Source organism: Nonomuraea sp. NPDC049129, assembly GCF_040648495.1.
Taxonomy (GTDB): domain Bacteria; phylum Actinomycetota; class Actinomycetes; order Streptosporangiales; family Streptosporangiaceae; genus Nonomuraea.
This window is the reverse complement of record NZ_JBEZDU010000010.1, coordinates 336384-350272: the sequence shown is the minus strand read 5'-3', so window position 1 is coordinate 350272 and position 13889 is coordinate 336384. Positions and strand designations below refer to the sequence as shown.

Genomic DNA, 13889 nt, shown 5'->3' with positions numbered 1-13889 from the left:
GAAGCATGAAAAGGGGCGAAAAATGCTCTTTAAACCGCTCTTAAGGTTGACTTAGGTGCCTTTTCAGTGCGGCGGATCCAGACCTGGACCTGCGCCCCGCCCAGCGACGAGCGGTCCAGCCGGAGTGACCCGCCGGACGACTCCGCCAGGCGGCGGGCGATGTCCAGGCCGAGCCCGGTCGAGCCGGCGCCGCTGGTGCCCCGCTCCAGCGCCGCCTCCGGGTCCGCGATGCCGGGACCGGCGTCGGAGATCAGGATGCCGACCGTGTCCTTGCCCTCGTGCAAGGACACGCTGAACGCGGTGCCCTCGGCCGTGTGCCGGAACACGTTGCCCAGCAGCGCGTCGACCGCCGCGGTCAGCTCGGTCGCGGGCACCGGCACGCGTACCGGCAGCGTCGCGCCGATGAGCTGCCACGGCCGCTGCTGGTCCTCCGCCAGCGCCGACCAGAACGTCAGCCGGTCGCGCAGCACCTCCGCCGCGTCGCAGACCCGGTCGGCGCGTGACGGCCGCCTGGCCGCGGAGATGATCGTGTCCACCTCGCTCTCCAGCCGGGCCAGCGCCTGCCTGCTCGGCTCGGCCTGCGTGCCGAGCTGGTCGAGGCTGAGCCGGAGCGCCGTGAGCGGCGTACGCAGGCGGTGTGACAGGTCGGCGGCCAGCTCGCGTTCGGCGGCGAGCAGGTGGGTGACCCGGTTGGCCATCGCGTTGAACGCCGTGGCCGCCGCGACCAGCTCCGGCGGCCCCTCGGGGTAGATGCGCTCGCTCAGATCGCCCGCGCCCAGCGCGGTGGCCGCAGAACCGAGCCGGCGGGCCGAGCGGACCACGCGCGCGCCCAGCCGGTCGCCGACGAGCACCGAGCCGAGCACGAGCACCACGGCCACACCCGTCAGCACCGCCCACGACGTGCCGACTCCCCGGTTCAGGTCGTCGGCGGGCACGAAGACCTCGATCACCGCGCCCCGGTCACCGTCCAGCGCGACCGGCCGGAGCAGCGCCTGGCCCGCAGGCAGCTCGACGGAGTCGGCCCTGGTCTGGGCCGCCGCCCGCGCCACCTCGGCGGCCGGGGCGCGGGACGTGCCCGTGGTCGGGCCGCCGTTGACGTGGATGGCCAGCAGGCCGCGCCGGCCCGCCTCGGTACGCGCCATCGCGTGCGCGAGGTCGTCTGTCTTGGTGGTCAGGGCCAGCACCGGGACCAGCGCCGACGCCTGGCGTTCGGCACCGGAGACCGCCCTGCTCTGCGCCGTCTCCTTGACGATCAGGGCGAGCGGTACCAGGAAGGCCAGCGCCACCATCGAGGTGACGGCGACCATCAGCACGGCCAGCGCGCGTCTCATCGGGGCGCTGACAGCATGAAGCCGACACCCCGGACGGTATGCAGGTAGCGGGGGTTCGAGGCGCTTTCGCCGAGCTTGCGGCGTAACCAGGACAGGTGCACGTCGATGGTCTGGTCGTCCCCGTACGCCTGGTGCCAGACCTCGGTCAGCAACTCCTTGCGGGTGACGACCCGGTCGGCCCGCGTGGCGAGGTAGGCGAGCAGGTCGAACTCGCGCCTGGTCAGCGTGAGCGGCCCGCCGTCCAGCGCGGCCGTCCGCCGGTTGACGTCGACCACCAGCCCGCCGACGCGCAGCACCTGTGGCGGCGGCGCGGACCTGGCCCGGCGCAGTACGGCGTCCAGCCGGGCACCCAGGTGGTCGCCGGAGAACGGCTTGACCAGGTAGTCGTCGGCTCCCGCCTCCAGCAGCCTGACGATCTCGGCCTCGTCGTCGCGGGCCGTGGCCACGATGACCGGTACGTCGGAGATGCCGCGCACCATCTTCAGCGCCTCCGAGCCGTCGAGGTCGGGCAGGCCGAGGTCGAGGATGACGGCGTCCGGCGGGTTCTGCGAGATCTCCCGGAGCGCGTCCAGGGCGCAGCCCGCGCTGCGCACCGCGTGCTGCCGGCCGGCCAGCTCGCGGATGATCGCCGATCGGACGAATTCATCGTCTTCGACTACAAGAACCGTCGCCATGCGCACCAACCGTCCATAATTCGTCCCATGCGTCGAGCCCTCGGATACATCGTGGTCTGGTGTGGAGCCACCGTGATCGCGGTCTCAGTGTCGTGGTTCGGCGTGCGCGGTGTCTTGCGTACCGAGTTCGTGGACGATGTCCAGGTTGAGCCGTTCCTGGCGCAGGCGGTCGCGGACGGCGACCGTACGCCCGGCCAGGCGCCCGCTCCCGCCAAGACGTCCGCTCCCACCAGGACGCCCACTCCCACGAAGACGCCTGCCCCCACGAAGACGCCCACACCTACCAGGACGGCGGCTCCCACCAAGCCCGCGGCGCGGAAGACGCAGGCGCCCGCACCCACCAGCACCCCGAAGAACCTGCGGGTGGTGTCGGTGAAGGGCGGCGAGGTGGCGTTCACGCTGGGCCCCGACGGCTGCCGCCTGGTGTCGGCCACTCCCAGGAGCGGCTACTCCACCAAGGTCGCCAGGAACACCGGCTGGATCAGGGTGGACCTGGTCAAGGGCGAGCACGGCTCGGGGGTCTGGTGCATCAGTGGCGAGCAGCGCACCGACACCTGGGAGTACTGATGGCGCTCACTACTACGGACGGAGTAGCCGAGCCATAGCCGTACAGCCGATTCCCAGCGCTGCCCCAGGTGCGAACGTGACCGCATGGACGCACTGCGGAAAGCGCTGGGAGCCCTCTCAGCGGCCTACGCGCTGATCTTCTTCTGCGCGGCGCTGCTGCACACCGGGCTTCCGCTCGGCCCGCTGCGCGAGCCCGTGATCGTGCCGGCGACGATCGTGGAGACGCTCTGCGGCCTGGCCATGCTCGTCGGCGCCCGCGGCGCGCTGAGCCGCCGGCCGTGGGCGTGGGACGGCTTGTTCCACACCCACGCGGGCGCGCTGGCCGGGGTGCTGATGGGGATACTCGCGATGGCGTTCGGCGCGGGCGAGACGACCGCACTGAACACCTGGTATCACCGCACGATGGCGGCACTGTTGATCGCGGGCCTGGCCGCCGCCGGTTACGTGTCGAGGGTACGCAGATAGGCATCGGCTTCGGCGATGTGGTCCTCGGTGAAGACGCGGATCCCGTTGAGCTCCAGCAGCGCCGTGGTGACGCCCTGGCCGGGTGTCCGGCGGCCCCGGAACGTGCCGTCGTAGACGGTCAGCGAGCCGCACGAGGGGCTGCCCTCTTTAAGCAGCGCCACCCGGACGCCGAAGGAGCGGGCGACGGCGAGCGCCGACTGCGCGCCCGCCAGGAACTCGGCCGTGACGTCGGACCCGTCGGCGGTGAGCACGCGGGCGGCTCCCGACAGCACGGCCGCGCCGCTGACCCCGCCCTCGATCTCGGCGGCCGGGCGCGGGGTCGGCAGCCCGCCCTCCACCTCGGGGCAGAACGGCACCAGGCGGCCCTCCTCGCGCCAGGCGGCGAGCCGGGCGTCGGCGCTGGTCTTGGCGCCGCCGTCGTAGCGCACCCGCCGGCCCATCAGGCAGGCGCTGACGAGGACTCTCTCCATACCGACGATTTTAGGAGCGCGATCGGCACCAGCGAGACGGCGGCCAGCGCGATCGCGCAGCCGAACGCGTAGGTGAACGGCTCGGCGACGCCCGCCCTGGTGAAGACCTGCAGGAGTACGGCCAGCAGCGCCACGCCGAACGACGACGCCAGCCGTACCGAGATGTTGCTCAGCGTGGAGGCGGCGGGCATGGCGGCCCGGTCGAGCGTCTTGAACGCGGCGGCGGCCACGGAGGGCGCGACCAGCCCGTGCCCGAGGCCCAGCACGAACATCGGGACGACCCCGCCGAACAGCACGAACCCCAGCACGCCGAGCGTCGCCAGCGCCACGCCCGCCGCACCGACCCCGCGCGGCCCGCTCCGGTCGGTGAGCTTGCCGGCGATCGGCATGGTCAGGGCCGCGCCGACTCCCATCGGCGCCAGCAGCAGTCCCGCGTCCAGCGCGTCGCCGCCCTGGGCGAGCTGGCTGTAGAGGGGGACGAGCACGGTCACGCCGAACAGCGCCGCCGAGTAGCAGATCAGCGCGACCACCGCGGCCGCGAACGTACGGTCGCCGAACAGCCGCAGGTCGAGCAGCCCGCCCGGCGTCCGTACCGCCTGCACCGCGAACACCGCCACCAGCGCGAGCCCGCCCCACAGCGCCGGATGGGCGAGCGAGGCGCCGTTGCCCACCTCCGACAGGCCGTACACCAGCGCGGCCAGGCCGGGGGAGAGCAGCGCCAGGCCGAGCACGTCGAGGCGGCTCCCGCCGGTCGGCTGCCCGCCGGGCAGCAGCTTGATCGCGGCCACCAGGGCGATGACGCAGACGGGCAGGTTGATCAGGAAGAGCCAGTGCCAGTCGAGGTCGCGCACGATCACGCCGCCGAGCACGGGCCCGAGCACCGGGGCCAGCATCGCGGGCACCGAGATCATGGCCATCGCCCGGCCCATCCGGTCCTGGCCCGCTACCTGGGCCATCATCGCCTGGCCGACCGGCATGAGCAGGCCGCCGCCCAGCCCCTGGACCGCGCGGAAGGCGATCAGGGCGCCCACCGACCAGGCCGTGGCGCTCAGGGCGGAGCCGCCGGCGAACAGCACCAGCGAGGTCAGCCAGACCGCCTTCGTGCCGAACCGGCCGACCGCCCAGCCGGTGATCGGGATGGTCATGGACAGGGCCAGCAGGTAGCCGGTGATCACCCACTGCATGGTGGCGAGCGTCGTGTGGAAGTCGCGGGCCAGGACGTTGACGGCCACATTCATGATCGTCGTGTCGAGAATCGTCATGATCACGCCCAGCAGGACCACCAGGCCGGTCGTTTTGAGGGGATCTCGTACGCTGTATCGCATGACGTACACCGTAACACTTCTCGTACGGCGTATCGCCCCGCTTAGACTGGGCTCGTGAGTTCCGTCTGGTCGCGGCCCGCGCCGCAGCGACGCCCCGCGCTGACCCGGGAGGCGATCGTGGCCGCCGCGATCGCGATCGCCGACGCCGAAGGGCTGGGGGCCGTCTCGATCCGGCGTGTGGCCACCGAGCTGGGCGCCCGCGCGATGACCCTTTACTCCTACATCGAGCGCAAGGAAGACCTCCTCGACCTGATGGCCGACGAGATCGCCGCGGAGGTGCTGGTCGACGAGCCGCTGCCGGAGGACTGGCGCGAGGCGATCCTGACCATCGCCCGGCGTGAGCGGGAGATGGTGCTCCGGCACCCGTGGCGGGTCGACCTGGTCTCCCAGCGCGTCTCCGTCGGCCCCAACGGCCTGCGTCATGTCGAGCAGTCGCTGGCCGCGCTCGACGGGCTGGCGGTCGACCAGCCGGCCAAGTGGCGGATCCTGGCCGCGATCGACGACTACTCGCTGGGCTTCATCGTCCGCGAGTCGCTGGAACGCGCCGCGCCCCGCCGGATGGGGGTCAGCGACGCCGAGCGGACCGCCCTCGCCGAGCCCTACATGCGGGAGCTGGTCGCCAGCGGCGCGTTCCCCCGGCTCGCGCCGCTGATCGAGGGCGGAGTGGCGGGCGCCGACGACACCTACGAGCGAGGTCTCAACTGGCTGCTGGACGGAATCGAGGGCGACCTACCCGGGCGATAGCCTTTTCCCGATGAACACCACCGTCGCCACGATCGTGATCGTCGGCTCGCTGCTGCTCGCCCTGGCGAGCCTGATCGCCGCGATCCGCAACCGGTCCATGGGCATGATCCTGCTGGTCGGGTTCGCCGTGCTGGAGGTGGCGGTGCTGGTTCAGGCGGGCATCGTGATCGCCGCAGTGGTCGGCGGCCAGGGCCCCGCCGAGAAGGGCACGCTCTACGGCTATCTCGCCGGCCAGGCGGTCATCCCGCCGGCGGGCGTCTTCCTCGCGCTGGCCGAGCGGAGCCGGTGGGGGCCGGCGATCCTGGTCGTGGCCGGGTTCGCGATCGCGGTGATGACGGGCCGGCTGATGCAGATCTGGCAGGGCCTCCCGTGAGCGGGCCGGCGATCGGCAGCGGGCCGGGCCGGGCGCTCGTCGCCGTCTACGGGCTCTTCGCGCTCGCCGCAGGCGCGCGGGCCACCGTGCAGATCCTCACCAAGTTCGGCGAGGCGCCGCTGGCCTACACGTTGTCGGCGCTCGCCGCGCTGGTCTACATCCTGCTCACCGTCGCGCTGGCCCGTGGCGCGCGCACCCTCGCGCTGGCGGCGCTCGGCGTGGAGCTGGCGGGCGTGCTGCTCATCGGCACGGCCAGCGTCCTCGATCCGGCCGCTTTCCCGGAGGCCACCGTCTGGTCGGTCTACGGGAAGGGTTACCTGTTCATCCCGCTGGTCCTGCCGTTCGTCGGCCTCTACTGGCTGCTGCGCAGGCGTTAACGGGCCGAGGGCTCGGGCAGGGGCCCCTCATGAGCACGATCGAGCACTCCGTAGATGTCCAGGTCCCCGTCAGGGTGGCATACAACCAATGGACGCAGTTCGAGAGCTTCCCCGAGTTCATGGAGGGTGTCGAATCAGTCAAGCAGCTCAGCGACACACGTACGGCATGGGTCACCGAGATCGCGGGAGTCAAGCGCGAGTTCGAGGCCGACATCACCGAGCAGCACCCGGACGAGCGGATCGCCTGGCGATCGGTCGACCGGCCGCACCAGGCGGGTGTGGTGACCTTCCACCACCTCGACCCGAACACGACCAAGGTCACGCTCCAGATGGAGTACGACCCTGAGGGCTTCGTCGAGACGGTCGGCGACTGGCTGCAGATCGTCCGCCTGCGCATCAGGAACGACATGGAACGCTTCAAGTCGTTCATCGAGGCGCGCGGCGGCGAGACCGGCGGCTGGCGCGGCGACGTGCCCGGGCCGCACCAGAGCGGCTCCGGTTACGACCAGGGCGACCAGCCGGTACCGCCCGTGACCGGGGACCGGCCGACGCCGCCCGGTGGTGGTGATCGGCCGATGCCGCCCGGCACCATCGGCGGTGGCGGCGAGTTCCCCGGCGGCGCCACGCTCCCGCCGCCCGGCCCCGTGCCGAGCCCCCCGCCCGGCCCGGTGCCTCCGCGTGACGAGCCGCCGCAGGAGCCGCGCCCCATCCTGTGATGGCTTTACCGCAAACCCCCCGGGTGTTCTCGGGGGGTTTGCCATGTTTAGGAATAAATGCGGGTTTCGGGCCTGTTAACATGGCGATTCATCCCATGACTTGATGAGTGGAGGACCGTCCCCGCATGAGCGTGCTCGTCCAAGAGACCGACCAAGAGTCCAAAGGCAGATCCCTTGTCTGGCTCCTCGTGCTGGGAATCGTTCTCGCGGCGCTCAACCTGCGTACCGCCGTCACCAGCGTGGGCCCACTGCTCGACCAGCTCGCCGGCGCGCTCGGCATGTCGAGCGTCGGCACCGGACTGCTCACCACGCTACCCGTGCTGGCCTTCGCGACGGTCGGCGCCGTCACGCCCACGCTGGCCAGGCGCGTCGGCGAGCACCGGCTGCTGCTGCTCGCGCTCGTCACGCTCGGCGTGGGCCTGCTCGTACGCTCGCTGGTCGACTCCGCGCCGGTGTTCCTGCTGAGCAGCGCGGTCGCGCTGTCGGGCGGGGCCGTCGGCAACGTGCTCATCCCGACGCTGATCAAGCGTCACTTCCCGGGTCGTACCGGGGTCATGACCACCGTCTACACCGTGGCGCTGGCCGTCGGCACCATGCTCGCCGCCGCGGCCACCGTGCCGATCGAGCGCGCGTCAGGTGACTGGCACATCGCGCTCGGCGTGTGGGCGGCCCTGGCCGCCGTCGCCGTCATTCCGTGGCTTGCGCTCCTGCGCAGTGAGCCGGAGCGGCGCATCGGCCAGGAGGACGCGGGCATCCGCCGGCTCGTCAGGAGCAAGCTGGCCTGGATGGTCGCGATCTACTTCGGCACCCAGTCCATGATCGCTTACATCATGTTCGGCTGGCTCGCCACCATCCTCACCGACGGCGGCTACACCACCGGCCAGGCCGGGCTCCTGCTCGGCGTGTTCACCGCGTTGAGCATCCCGGTCTCGATCCTGGTGCCCGTCCTCGCCTCCCGCTTCCGCGACCAGCGGCCGGTCGTCGTCGGGCTCGTCGCCTGCTACGCCATCGGGTTCGCCGGGCTGTGGCTCGCGCCGATCTCGACGGCGGCGGTCTGGGTGACGTTCGTGGCGATCGGCATGGGGTCGTTCCCGCTGGCGCTGATGATGCTCGCCCTGCGTACGCGTACGCCGGAGACCACCGCCGCGCTGTCGGCGTTCGGGCAGAGCGCCGGCTACCTGATCGCGGGTGCGGGGCCGCTGCTCGTGGGGGTGCTGCACCAGATGACCGGTGGGTGGACGCTGCCGTACGCGCTGATGTTCGCGGTGCTGGTCGTGCAGCTTCTCACCGGGCTGTACGCGGGACGTGACCGGTATCTCGAGGACGAGTCCCTGCCGGTGAACAAGCCCGTCCCTGCCAGAATGGGCGGATGAACTCGACAGTTGTCACCTTCCCCGACGGTCATGTCAGTGGCCGCTCGGAAATCGTCGGGGCCGTGCCGGCGGGGGGCCGGCACGGTCTCGTCGTCGCCGAAACACCGTTCCACCCGCTCGATCACACCTGGCCGGACCAGCCCGCCGACCGGGGCACGATCGGCGGGCTGCCGGTGGCCGACTGCGTCACGGGGGCCCAGTCGGGCACCGGCGAGATCTTCCTCGGCCCCGACATCCCGGTACGCCGGGGCACCGAGGGCTGGGCCTGGCTGGTCGTCCACGTGACCGAGACCCCGCTGCCCGTGGGGACCGAGGTCGCGCTGGAGGTGGACCCCGGCCACCGGGCGGCCCTGTCGGCCGGGCACACCGCCTGCCACCTGGCCGCGCTCGCCCTGAACGCCGCCCTGGCCGGGCACTGGCGCAAGCCCGCGGCGCCCGACGGGCTCGGCCACCCGGACTTCGACCAGAGCGCGATCACCTCGTCGCGGATCTCCCCCTTCGGCAGCGAGGACGTCTACCGGCTCGGCAAGTCCCTGCGCAAGAAGGGGTTCTCCGCCGAGGGACTGGACCTCTCGCAGGTCACCTCGGAGATGAACGACCGGCTCAAGGCGTGGGTCGCGGCCGACGCGGCGGTCTGGCTCGACGTGCCGGGGCCCGGGCTGACGGCCCGCCGTACGTGGCACTGCGCGCTGCCGGAAGGGGAGACCTCGATCCCGTGCGGCGGCACGCATGTCCGGGGTACGGCGGAGCTCGGGGTCGTCACGGTCGAGCTGGATCTGGCGGATGCCGCGCTGACCATGCGTACTACTTGTCGCTGAGGACTACTTGTCTCTGAGGAAGGCGAGCACCCGCTGCCAGGCGTCGGCGCAGGCCTCCTCGTGCCCGGCGGCGGTGGCGTCGAAGAAGCCGTGCGGGGCGCCCGGGTACGTGATCAGCTCGTGCGCCACCCCCGCCTCCGTCAGCGCCTCGCCGAACTCGCTCACCTGCTCACCGGTGATCTTTTCGTCGGCGCCCCCGAACAGGCCCAGGATCGGCGCGCCCAGCTCGGCCGCGTGCTGCGTCGGCCCGGGACCGTACGGGCCCACGATGCCCGGCGCGCCGTAGAAGCCGATCACGCCCGCCAGCCCGAAGCGCGGCGCCGATGCCAGGAACGCGTTGCGCCCGCCCGCGCAGAACCCGAGCGCCACCGCCGGCCTGCCCAGCCGGTCGGCCGCGGCCATGATGTCGTCCTGGATGCTCTCCCTGCCGAGCTTGGAGACGTGCTCCATGAAGGGGAAGTCCTCGCCCCGATCGTCGTCGGTGGCGGTCCTGCCGTAGTAGTCGATGGCGATGGCCGGGTGACCCTGCTCCGCCAGCCGTACGGCCAGCTGCTTGTAGAAGTCGTGCAGCCCGCGCAGGTCGGGCAGGATGACCACGCCCGGCCCGCGGACGTCGTCGGGACGAGCCTCGTAGGCGGCGAACACGGTGCCGTCGGCCGAGGTCAGCCTTATGCCGGAGGCGCTCGTGCCGGTGATGGGGGCGGTGGGGACGGGTGGTTGCGCATCGTCGTCGTAGCACATGATGGGGCGAAATTACCAAAGCACCGACTCGGCCGACAGGCGTGTCAGCATGTGTTGACAAGCGGATGCTTGTCAGCGCATGCTGACACCATGAAGGTCAACGAGCTGGCCGAGGCGGCCACCGATCGCGATCCCGGCGTGGGTCTGGCGGCCGTGGCCGCCCTGAGAGCTCTGCTGGAGGAGCTCGAGGCCACGCACGTGTCCAACGCCCGGGACCAGGGGTGGTCCTGGGAGCAGATCGCCGACGCCCTCGGGGTCAGACGGCAGTCCGCGCACCGCAAGCACGCCCGCCGAGTCGGAAGGTAGCCACATGCTCGCCAGATTCACCGACCCCGCCCGCCGCACGCTGATCAGGGCCGGCACGCTGGCCCTCGACGCGGGGCGTCCGGCGCTCACCCCTGACCTCCTGCTGCTCGCCCTGGCCGAGATCCGGCCCTTCTCGCTGGAGCGGTTCACCGTGACGGCTGAGGATGTACGGGGGCAGGTGGATCTCGGTGACGCCCGTGAACTGCTCGCCACCCTGGGGATCGACCTCGACGCCGTGCACCGCCGTTCCAGGGAGGGGACCTCCGACCCCGCGCGGTGGCGACTGACGAGGTCGCGCCTCAAGCCGCTGCGGATGACCCTGTACGGGCCGTTGGGCGCGGTACCACTGGCCATGCACGCGCGCAAAGCGGTGGAGGTGGCGATGTGGCGGCCGGGGGCGGTGACGGGGGAGCGGCTGCTTTGGGGGTTGTTGGCCGACTATTCGAACGGAGTGGGGCGGATTCTGCGGGACGGCGGGGTGGACTTGCGGGCGCTGGTGGAGGAGGCGGGGATACCGGTGGCCCAGACGGCGTAGCGCCGGTGGAGGCGGGGATGCCGGTGGCCCAGGCAGCGTAGTGCTGCGTCAGGACGGGACGTTGAGGTGGGTGATCTTGTCTGGGTTCGCGATGAGGTAGATCGTGTCGATCTTGCCGTCCGTGACGAGCAGGGAGATGACGGTGACGACCCGGCCCGCGGCCGAGGCGACTATGGCGGGTGCGCCGTTCACGTTCGCCAGATCGTACGACAGGGTGACCAAGTCGCTTACGCCGATCGAGGCCATGAACTTGGCGATGCCGCCGGGGGTGACGATGGACGTCATGAAGCGCGTCACGTTCGCGGCGCCGGTCAGGGCGCGCAGCGGGGACCGGGCCTTGCCGCCGCCGTCGCTCACCAACGTCACGTCGGTGGACAGCAGCTCGATCAACCCGTCCAGGTCACCGCTGGTGGAGGCGCGGATGAAGCGTTCGGTGATGCGCCGCCGCTCGCCGCGGTCCACATCGAAACGGGGCCGCTTCTCCTGTACGTGATCGCGGGCGCGCCTGGCCAGCTGCCGCGTGGCGGGCTCGGCCCGGCCGATCACCTCGGCGATCTCGGAGAACGGCAGATCGAACGCCTCCCGCAGCACGAACACCGCCCGCTCCAGCGGCGAGAGCGTTTCGAGCACCACGAGCAGCGCGAACTCCACGGAATCGGCCAGCTCCGCGTGCTCCGCCACGTCGGGCGCGGTGCTGATGGGCTCGGGCAGCCAAGGGCCGACGTACGACTCGCGCCGCGACTTCGCCCACCGCAGCCGGTCGATGGCCAGCCGCGACGTGATCCTGACCAGGTACGCCTTGGGGTCGGCGACGGTCGTCTCATCCACGCCGGACCAGCGCAGCCACGCCTCCTGCACCACGTCCTCGGCATCGGTCACGGTGCCCAGGATCCGGTACGCGACGCCGGTCAGCAGGCCGCGGTGGTCTTCGAAGGTCGACATGAGACTTAAGACGTATCACGGGGGATCGTGTGTGACACAGCCGCCGCAGGATTCCTATACACTGAGATCGCACCAAGGGGCTATAGCGCAGCTGGTAGCGCACCTCCATGGCATGGAGGGGGTCTGGGGTTCGAATCCCCATAGCTCCACTCGATCGGCGGGGTTTTCGTGGTTGCTCGCCCCCTACGGGGGCTTCGCTTCCCCACGGCGACTTTGTCGAGATGGCGCGCCTCGCCAAGTGATCCACGATCTCGTTGTACGGCTGCTCCGCTGTGTGGCCGAGAAACCGCACCGCTCTGCGGGACGTCATCTCGGTTGATCGTGTGACTACGTTCGCCCGCATGGGCGCAAGTCGCGGGAGGCCGTTTCCCCGTGTTGGGGCTTCTTCGGCCCCAGCGGCTTCACGGGTTCTAGGCGTTCGTGGTCGGCGAGGTTGCGGAAGCCCAGGGCGGACGCCCCGTCGCCGATCAACCGTGTCGGGTCGGCCGGTAGGTCAGTACCTGCGTGTGGCCGTCGAAGGTCCGGGCCTCGAGCAGTTCGAGGTCGAAGTCGTCCGCACCGTCGAAGATCCGGTCCACGCCGGTCGTCCCGGAGATCACTGGGAAGACCGTTACCTCGATGGCGTCGATCAGGCCGGCGTTCAGCAGTGTCCGGTTGAGGGTCAGGCTGCCGTGGGAGCGCAGCGGCACATCGGATTCGGCCTTGAGGCGCGTGACCACCTCGACAGGGTCGCCGGACTCGATGGTCGTGTCCGGCCAATCGAGCGGCTCGGTCAGCCGGCTGGAGAGCACCGTGACCGGGGAGTCGAACATGCGCGTGATCCACCCGTCGAACAGGCTGCGGTCGAAGCCCGCGTCAAGGAACGGCGCGTTCGACGAGTAGGTCTTGGCCCCGAGCACCATGCGCAGCGGGTCGCGGTAGGCGGCGGCGCGATGGGCGAGGAATTCGGGGCCCTGCTTGCTCCAGTAGCCGCCCCAGTCGCCGTTGTGGTTGGCGAAGCCGTCGAGCGTGGAGAAGATGTCGAAGGTGTACGTGGCAGTCATGGGTGTCTCCTTGCGGGAAGTTGGCCGCGCCTGCTTTGTCGCGGCCTCACCCTTGCTACGAACACCACCGCCCCGATCCGACACGTCTCCCGGATTTGTGGCAAAACTTTCCGGGCTCATCCAGGGGCACTACCGGAGGTCGGCAGAAGCGCTGGCAGCTTCGGGAAGAGGAACGTACTTGCCGAGGAACTGCCGGGCTGTCGGCTTGTCCAGGCGGTAGTCGTAGTTGGTTCCCTTGCAGGCGTCGTCGGCCCCGCTGATCGACGTGGCCACGAGGAGGTGCGAGTCGGGGCCGCCCAGGAAGTTCGGGCCGCCTGAGTCGCCGAAGCAGGTGCTGCCGTCCCCATGGGAAGCCAGGGACAGGTCCAGCCATTTGGCGGACAGGTTCTCGAAGGAGATGGACGCTTGGCGGCGCGTGTCGGTGTAATGCCACTGCTCGCCGTGCCCTCCCTTGTCCTGGGCGCCGTGCTCACCCTTGGCCGGGGAGAGGGCGCCGTACCCGACGGGGGTGAAATGGGCGGACTTCAGCTTGCCGTCGGCCTTGAGGCGGTCGAGCATGCCCACCTCCGGCAACTGGGCCGGGCGGATGCCCGTGACGGGCTTGTCGAAGACGACGACTGCCATGTCGTGCAGATCCGAGTCCGTCGTGAACCGCGGGTCGGGGATGTACCGGCCGGAGTAGAGCTGGTCGCCGCGCGTGTAGTGGTGGGCGAAGGAGACCTGGGCCGTCTTCTGATTCCGCTCCCCGCAGTGCGCGGCGGTGAGGAAGACCGTCGGCGAGACGAGGGTGCCGGTGCAGTACGCCCAGGTACCGTCGGAGTGCGGCTTCTCGGCGACGAGGGCCCCTACTTCCGGGTGGGCGTCACCGTCGTCCGAGCCGTTGGTGATGGCTGCCGCGGGCGTAGCTGAATAAGCAACCGTGGCCGCAATAACTAGGACAAAAGGGACGTAACGCATCTGAGGAGTGTAGGCGGAACATAGCCTCCGCATGGAATACCGTGCAAAAAATTTACCTCCGCCAGGGCTGATGTGACGCTTGTGAGTGCGGGGACGCGGGATTCGGCGATGCTGCGCGCATAGACGGGTGAT

General features: G+C 70.6%; 18 protein-coding genes and 1 tRNA gene. 11 read left to right on the top strand and 8 right to left on the bottom strand.

Annotated elements, in window-relative coordinates; all coding sequences use genetic code 11:
• Nucleotides 1-29: 29 nt before the first annotated feature.
• Both AB0B64_RS31445 and AB0B64_RS31440 read right to left on the bottom strand, forming a co-directional pair.
• Entirely contained in the window at nt 30-1331 is a 1302-nt protein-coding gene (locus tag AB0B64_RS31445; RefSeq protein ID WP_358181285.1) for a HAMP domain-containing sensor histidine kinase, read from the bottom strand.
• The gene (locus AB0B64_RS31440) at nt 1328-2005 is read right to left on the bottom strand and encodes a response regulator transcription factor (protein WP_357939849.1); all 678 of its coding nucleotides are present in this window, start codon (nt 2003-2005) and stop codon (nt 1328-1330) included. Before AB0B64_RS31440 ends, AB0B64_RS31445 begins: the two co-directional genes overlap by 4 nt.
• 27 nt (nt 2006-2032) lie before the next feature.
• On the opposite strand from AB0B64_RS31440, the gene AB0B64_RS31435 reads away from it, so the two are divergent.
• Nucleotides 2033-2572, top strand: a complete 540-nt coding sequence (locus tag AB0B64_RS31435; RefSeq protein ID WP_357939851.1) for a hypothetical protein — start codon at nt 2033-2035, stop codon at nt 2570-2572.
• A gap of 84 nt (nt 2573-2656) precedes the next feature.
• Nucleotides 2657-3037: a hypothetical protein gene (locus AB0B64_RS31430; protein ID WP_357939853.1), complete on the top strand. Its 381-nt coding sequence runs from the start codon at nt 2657-2659 to the stop codon at nt 3035-3037.
• Here the strand turns inward: AB0B64_RS31430 and AB0B64_RS31425 are convergent.
• Both AB0B64_RS31425 and AB0B64_RS31420 read right to left on the bottom strand, forming a co-directional pair.
• Nucleotides 3013-3507 (bottom strand): DUF523 domain-containing protein, encoded by a 495-nt coding sequence (locus AB0B64_RS31425; RefSeq protein ID WP_357939855.1) that lies wholly within the window; start codon nt 3505-3507, stop codon nt 3013-3015. The two genes, AB0B64_RS31430 and AB0B64_RS31425, sit on opposite strands and share 25 nt — an antisense overlap.
• A complete protein-coding gene (locus AB0B64_RS31420) occupies nt 3477-4832 on the bottom strand; it encodes an MDR family MFS transporter (protein ID WP_358181288.1) in 1356 nt (451 codons plus the stop codon). Before AB0B64_RS31420 ends, AB0B64_RS31425 begins: the two co-directional genes overlap by 31 nt.
• 54 nt (nt 4833-4886) lie before the next feature.
• Between AB0B64_RS31420 and AB0B64_RS31415 the strand changes: the two genes are divergently transcribed.
• The 6 genes from AB0B64_RS31415 (at nt 4887) to AB0B64_RS31390 (ending at nt 9233) form a co-directional block, all read left to right on the top strand.
• Nucleotides 4887-5576 (top strand): TetR/AcrR family transcriptional regulator, encoded by a 690-nt coding sequence (locus AB0B64_RS31415; protein ID WP_358181291.1) that lies wholly within the window; start codon nt 4887-4889, stop codon nt 5574-5576.
• Between the two features lie 10 nt (nt 5577-5586).
• Entirely contained in the window at nt 5587-5949 is a 363-nt protein-coding gene (locus tag AB0B64_RS31410; protein ID WP_357939861.1) for a hypothetical protein, read from the top strand.
• Nucleotides 5946-6326: a hypothetical protein gene (locus AB0B64_RS31405; protein WP_357939863.1), complete on the top strand. Its 381-nt coding sequence runs from the start codon at nt 5946-5948 to the stop codon at nt 6324-6326. The genes AB0B64_RS31410 and AB0B64_RS31405 overlap by 4 nt, the downstream gene beginning before the upstream one ends.
• A gap of 29 nt (nt 6327-6355) precedes the next feature.
• Nucleotides 6356-7042, top strand: a complete 687-nt coding sequence (locus AB0B64_RS31400; RefSeq protein ID WP_357939865.1) for an SRPBCC family protein — start codon at nt 6356-6358, stop codon at nt 7040-7042.
• Between the two features lie 125 nt (nt 7043-7167).
• Complete coding sequence (locus AB0B64_RS31395; RefSeq protein WP_357939866.1) at nt 7168-8415, top strand: MFS transporter; 1248 nt, start codon at nt 7168-7170, stop codon at nt 8413-8415.
• Nucleotides 8412-9233 (top strand): metal-dependent hydrolase, encoded by an 822-nt coding sequence (locus AB0B64_RS31390; RefSeq protein WP_358181294.1) that lies wholly within the window; start codon nt 8412-8414, stop codon nt 9231-9233. Before AB0B64_RS31395 ends, AB0B64_RS31390 begins: the two co-directional genes overlap by 4 nt.
• A gap of 3 nt (nt 9234-9236) precedes the next feature.
• Here the strand turns inward: AB0B64_RS31390 and AB0B64_RS31385 are convergent, their stop codons facing one another.
• Nucleotides 9237-9974, bottom strand: a complete 738-nt coding sequence (locus AB0B64_RS31385; RefSeq protein ID WP_357939870.1) for a dienelactone hydrolase family protein — start codon at nt 9972-9974, stop codon at nt 9237-9239.
• Nucleotides 9975-10064: 90 nt separating this feature from the next.
• Between AB0B64_RS31385 and AB0B64_RS31380 the strand changes: the two genes are divergently transcribed.
• Together AB0B64_RS31380 and AB0B64_RS31375 are read left to right on the top strand one after the other, a co-directional pair.
• A complete protein-coding gene (locus AB0B64_RS31380; RefSeq protein ID WP_357648152.1) occupies nt 10065-10280 on the top strand; it encodes a helix-turn-helix domain-containing protein in 216 nt (71 codons plus the stop codon).
• A 4-nt stretch (nt 10281-10284) separates the two neighbouring features.
• Nucleotides 10285-10815 (top strand): Clp protease N-terminal domain-containing protein, encoded by a 531-nt coding sequence (locus tag AB0B64_RS31375; protein ID WP_358181297.1) that lies wholly within the window; start codon nt 10285-10287, stop codon nt 10813-10815.
• Between the two features lie 48 nt (nt 10816-10863).
• On the opposite strand, the gene sigJ is transcribed toward AB0B64_RS31375, so the two are convergent.
• The gene (gene sigJ, locus AB0B64_RS31370; protein WP_358181300.1) at nt 10864-11757 is read right to left on the bottom strand and encodes an RNA polymerase sigma factor SigJ; all 894 of its coding nucleotides are present in this window, start codon (nt 11755-11757) and stop codon (nt 10864-10866) included.
• A gap of 76 nt (nt 11758-11833) precedes the next feature.
• Here sigJ and AB0B64_RS31365 point away from each other — a divergent pair.
• Nucleotides 11834-11906, top strand: a tRNA-Ala gene (locus AB0B64_RS31365).
• A 318-nt stretch (nt 11907-12224) separates the two neighbouring features.
• Here AB0B64_RS31365 and AB0B64_RS31360 read toward each other — a convergent pair.
• Both AB0B64_RS31360 and AB0B64_RS31355 read right to left on the bottom strand, forming a co-directional pair.
• Complete coding sequence (locus tag AB0B64_RS31360; RefSeq protein WP_357939876.1) at nt 12225-12800, bottom strand: dihydrofolate reductase family protein; 576 nt, start codon at nt 12798-12800, stop codon at nt 12225-12227.
• A 129-nt stretch (nt 12801-12929) separates the two neighbouring features.
• Entirely contained in the window at nt 12930-13757 is an 828-nt protein-coding gene (locus AB0B64_RS31355) for a trypsin-like serine protease (RefSeq protein WP_357939878.1), read from the bottom strand.
• Nucleotides 13758-13889: the final 132 nt, after the last annotated feature.

Excerpts from the sequence above, each read along its gene's own strand:
- AB0B64_RS31435 (WP_357939851.1), top strand. The coding sequence starts at position 2,033 with ATGCGTCGAGCCCTCGGATACATCGTGGTCTGGTGTGGAGCCACCGTG.
- AB0B64_RS31410 (WP_357939861.1), top strand. The coding sequence starts at position 5,587 with ATGAACACCACCGTCGCCACGATCGTGATCGTCGGCTCGCTGCTGCTC.
- AB0B64_RS31355 (WP_357939878.1), bottom strand. The coding sequence starts at position 13,757 with ATGCGTTACGTCCCTTTTGTCCTAGTTATTGCGGCCACGGTTGCTTAT.
- AB0B64_RS31440 (WP_357939849.1), bottom strand. The coding sequence starts at position 2,005 with ATGGCGACGGTTCTTGTAGTCGAAGACGATGAATTCGTCCGATCGGCG.
- AB0B64_RS31445 (WP_358181285.1), bottom strand. The coding sequence starts at position 1,331 with ATGAGACGCGCGCTGGCCGTGCTGATGGTCGCCGTCACCTCGATGGTG.
- AB0B64_RS31420 (WP_358181288.1), bottom strand. The coding sequence starts at position 4,832 with ATGCGATACAGCGTACGAGATCCCCTCAAAACGACCGGCCTGGTGGTC.
- AB0B64_RS31400 (WP_357939865.1), top strand. The coding sequence starts at position 6,356 with ATGAGCACGATCGAGCACTCCGTAGATGTCCAGGTCCCCGTCAGGGTG.
- AB0B64_RS31385 (WP_357939870.1), bottom strand. The coding sequence starts at position 9,974 with ATGTGCTACGACGACGATGCGCAACCACCCGTCCCCACCGCCCCCATC.
- AB0B64_RS31375 (WP_358181297.1), top strand. The coding sequence starts at position 10,285 with ATGCTCGCCAGATTCACCGACCCCGCCCGCCGCACGCTGATCAGGGCC.
- AB0B64_RS31360 (WP_357939876.1), bottom strand. The coding sequence starts at position 12,800 with ATGACTGCCACGTACACCTTCGACATCTTCTCCACGCTCGACGGCTTC.
- AB0B64_RS31430 (WP_357939853.1), top strand. The coding sequence starts at position 2,657 with ATGGACGCACTGCGGAAAGCGCTGGGAGCCCTCTCAGCGGCCTACGCG.
- AB0B64_RS31395 (WP_357939866.1), top strand. The coding sequence starts at position 7,168 with ATGAGCGTGCTCGTCCAAGAGACCGACCAAGAGTCCAAAGGCAGATCC.
- AB0B64_RS31380 (WP_357648152.1), top strand. The coding sequence starts at position 10,065 with ATGAAGGTCAACGAGCTGGCCGAGGCGGCCACCGATCGCGATCCCGGC.
- AB0B64_RS31390 (WP_358181294.1), top strand. The coding sequence starts at position 8,412 with ATGAACTCGACAGTTGTCACCTTCCCCGACGGTCATGTCAGTGGCCGC.
- AB0B64_RS31425 (WP_357939855.1), bottom strand. The coding sequence starts at position 3,507 with ATGGAGAGAGTCCTCGTCAGCGCCTGCCTGATGGGCCGGCGGGTGCGC.
- sigJ (WP_358181300.1), bottom strand. The coding sequence starts at position 11,757 with ATGTCGACCTTCGAAGACCACCGCGGCCTGCTGACCGGCGTCGCGTAC.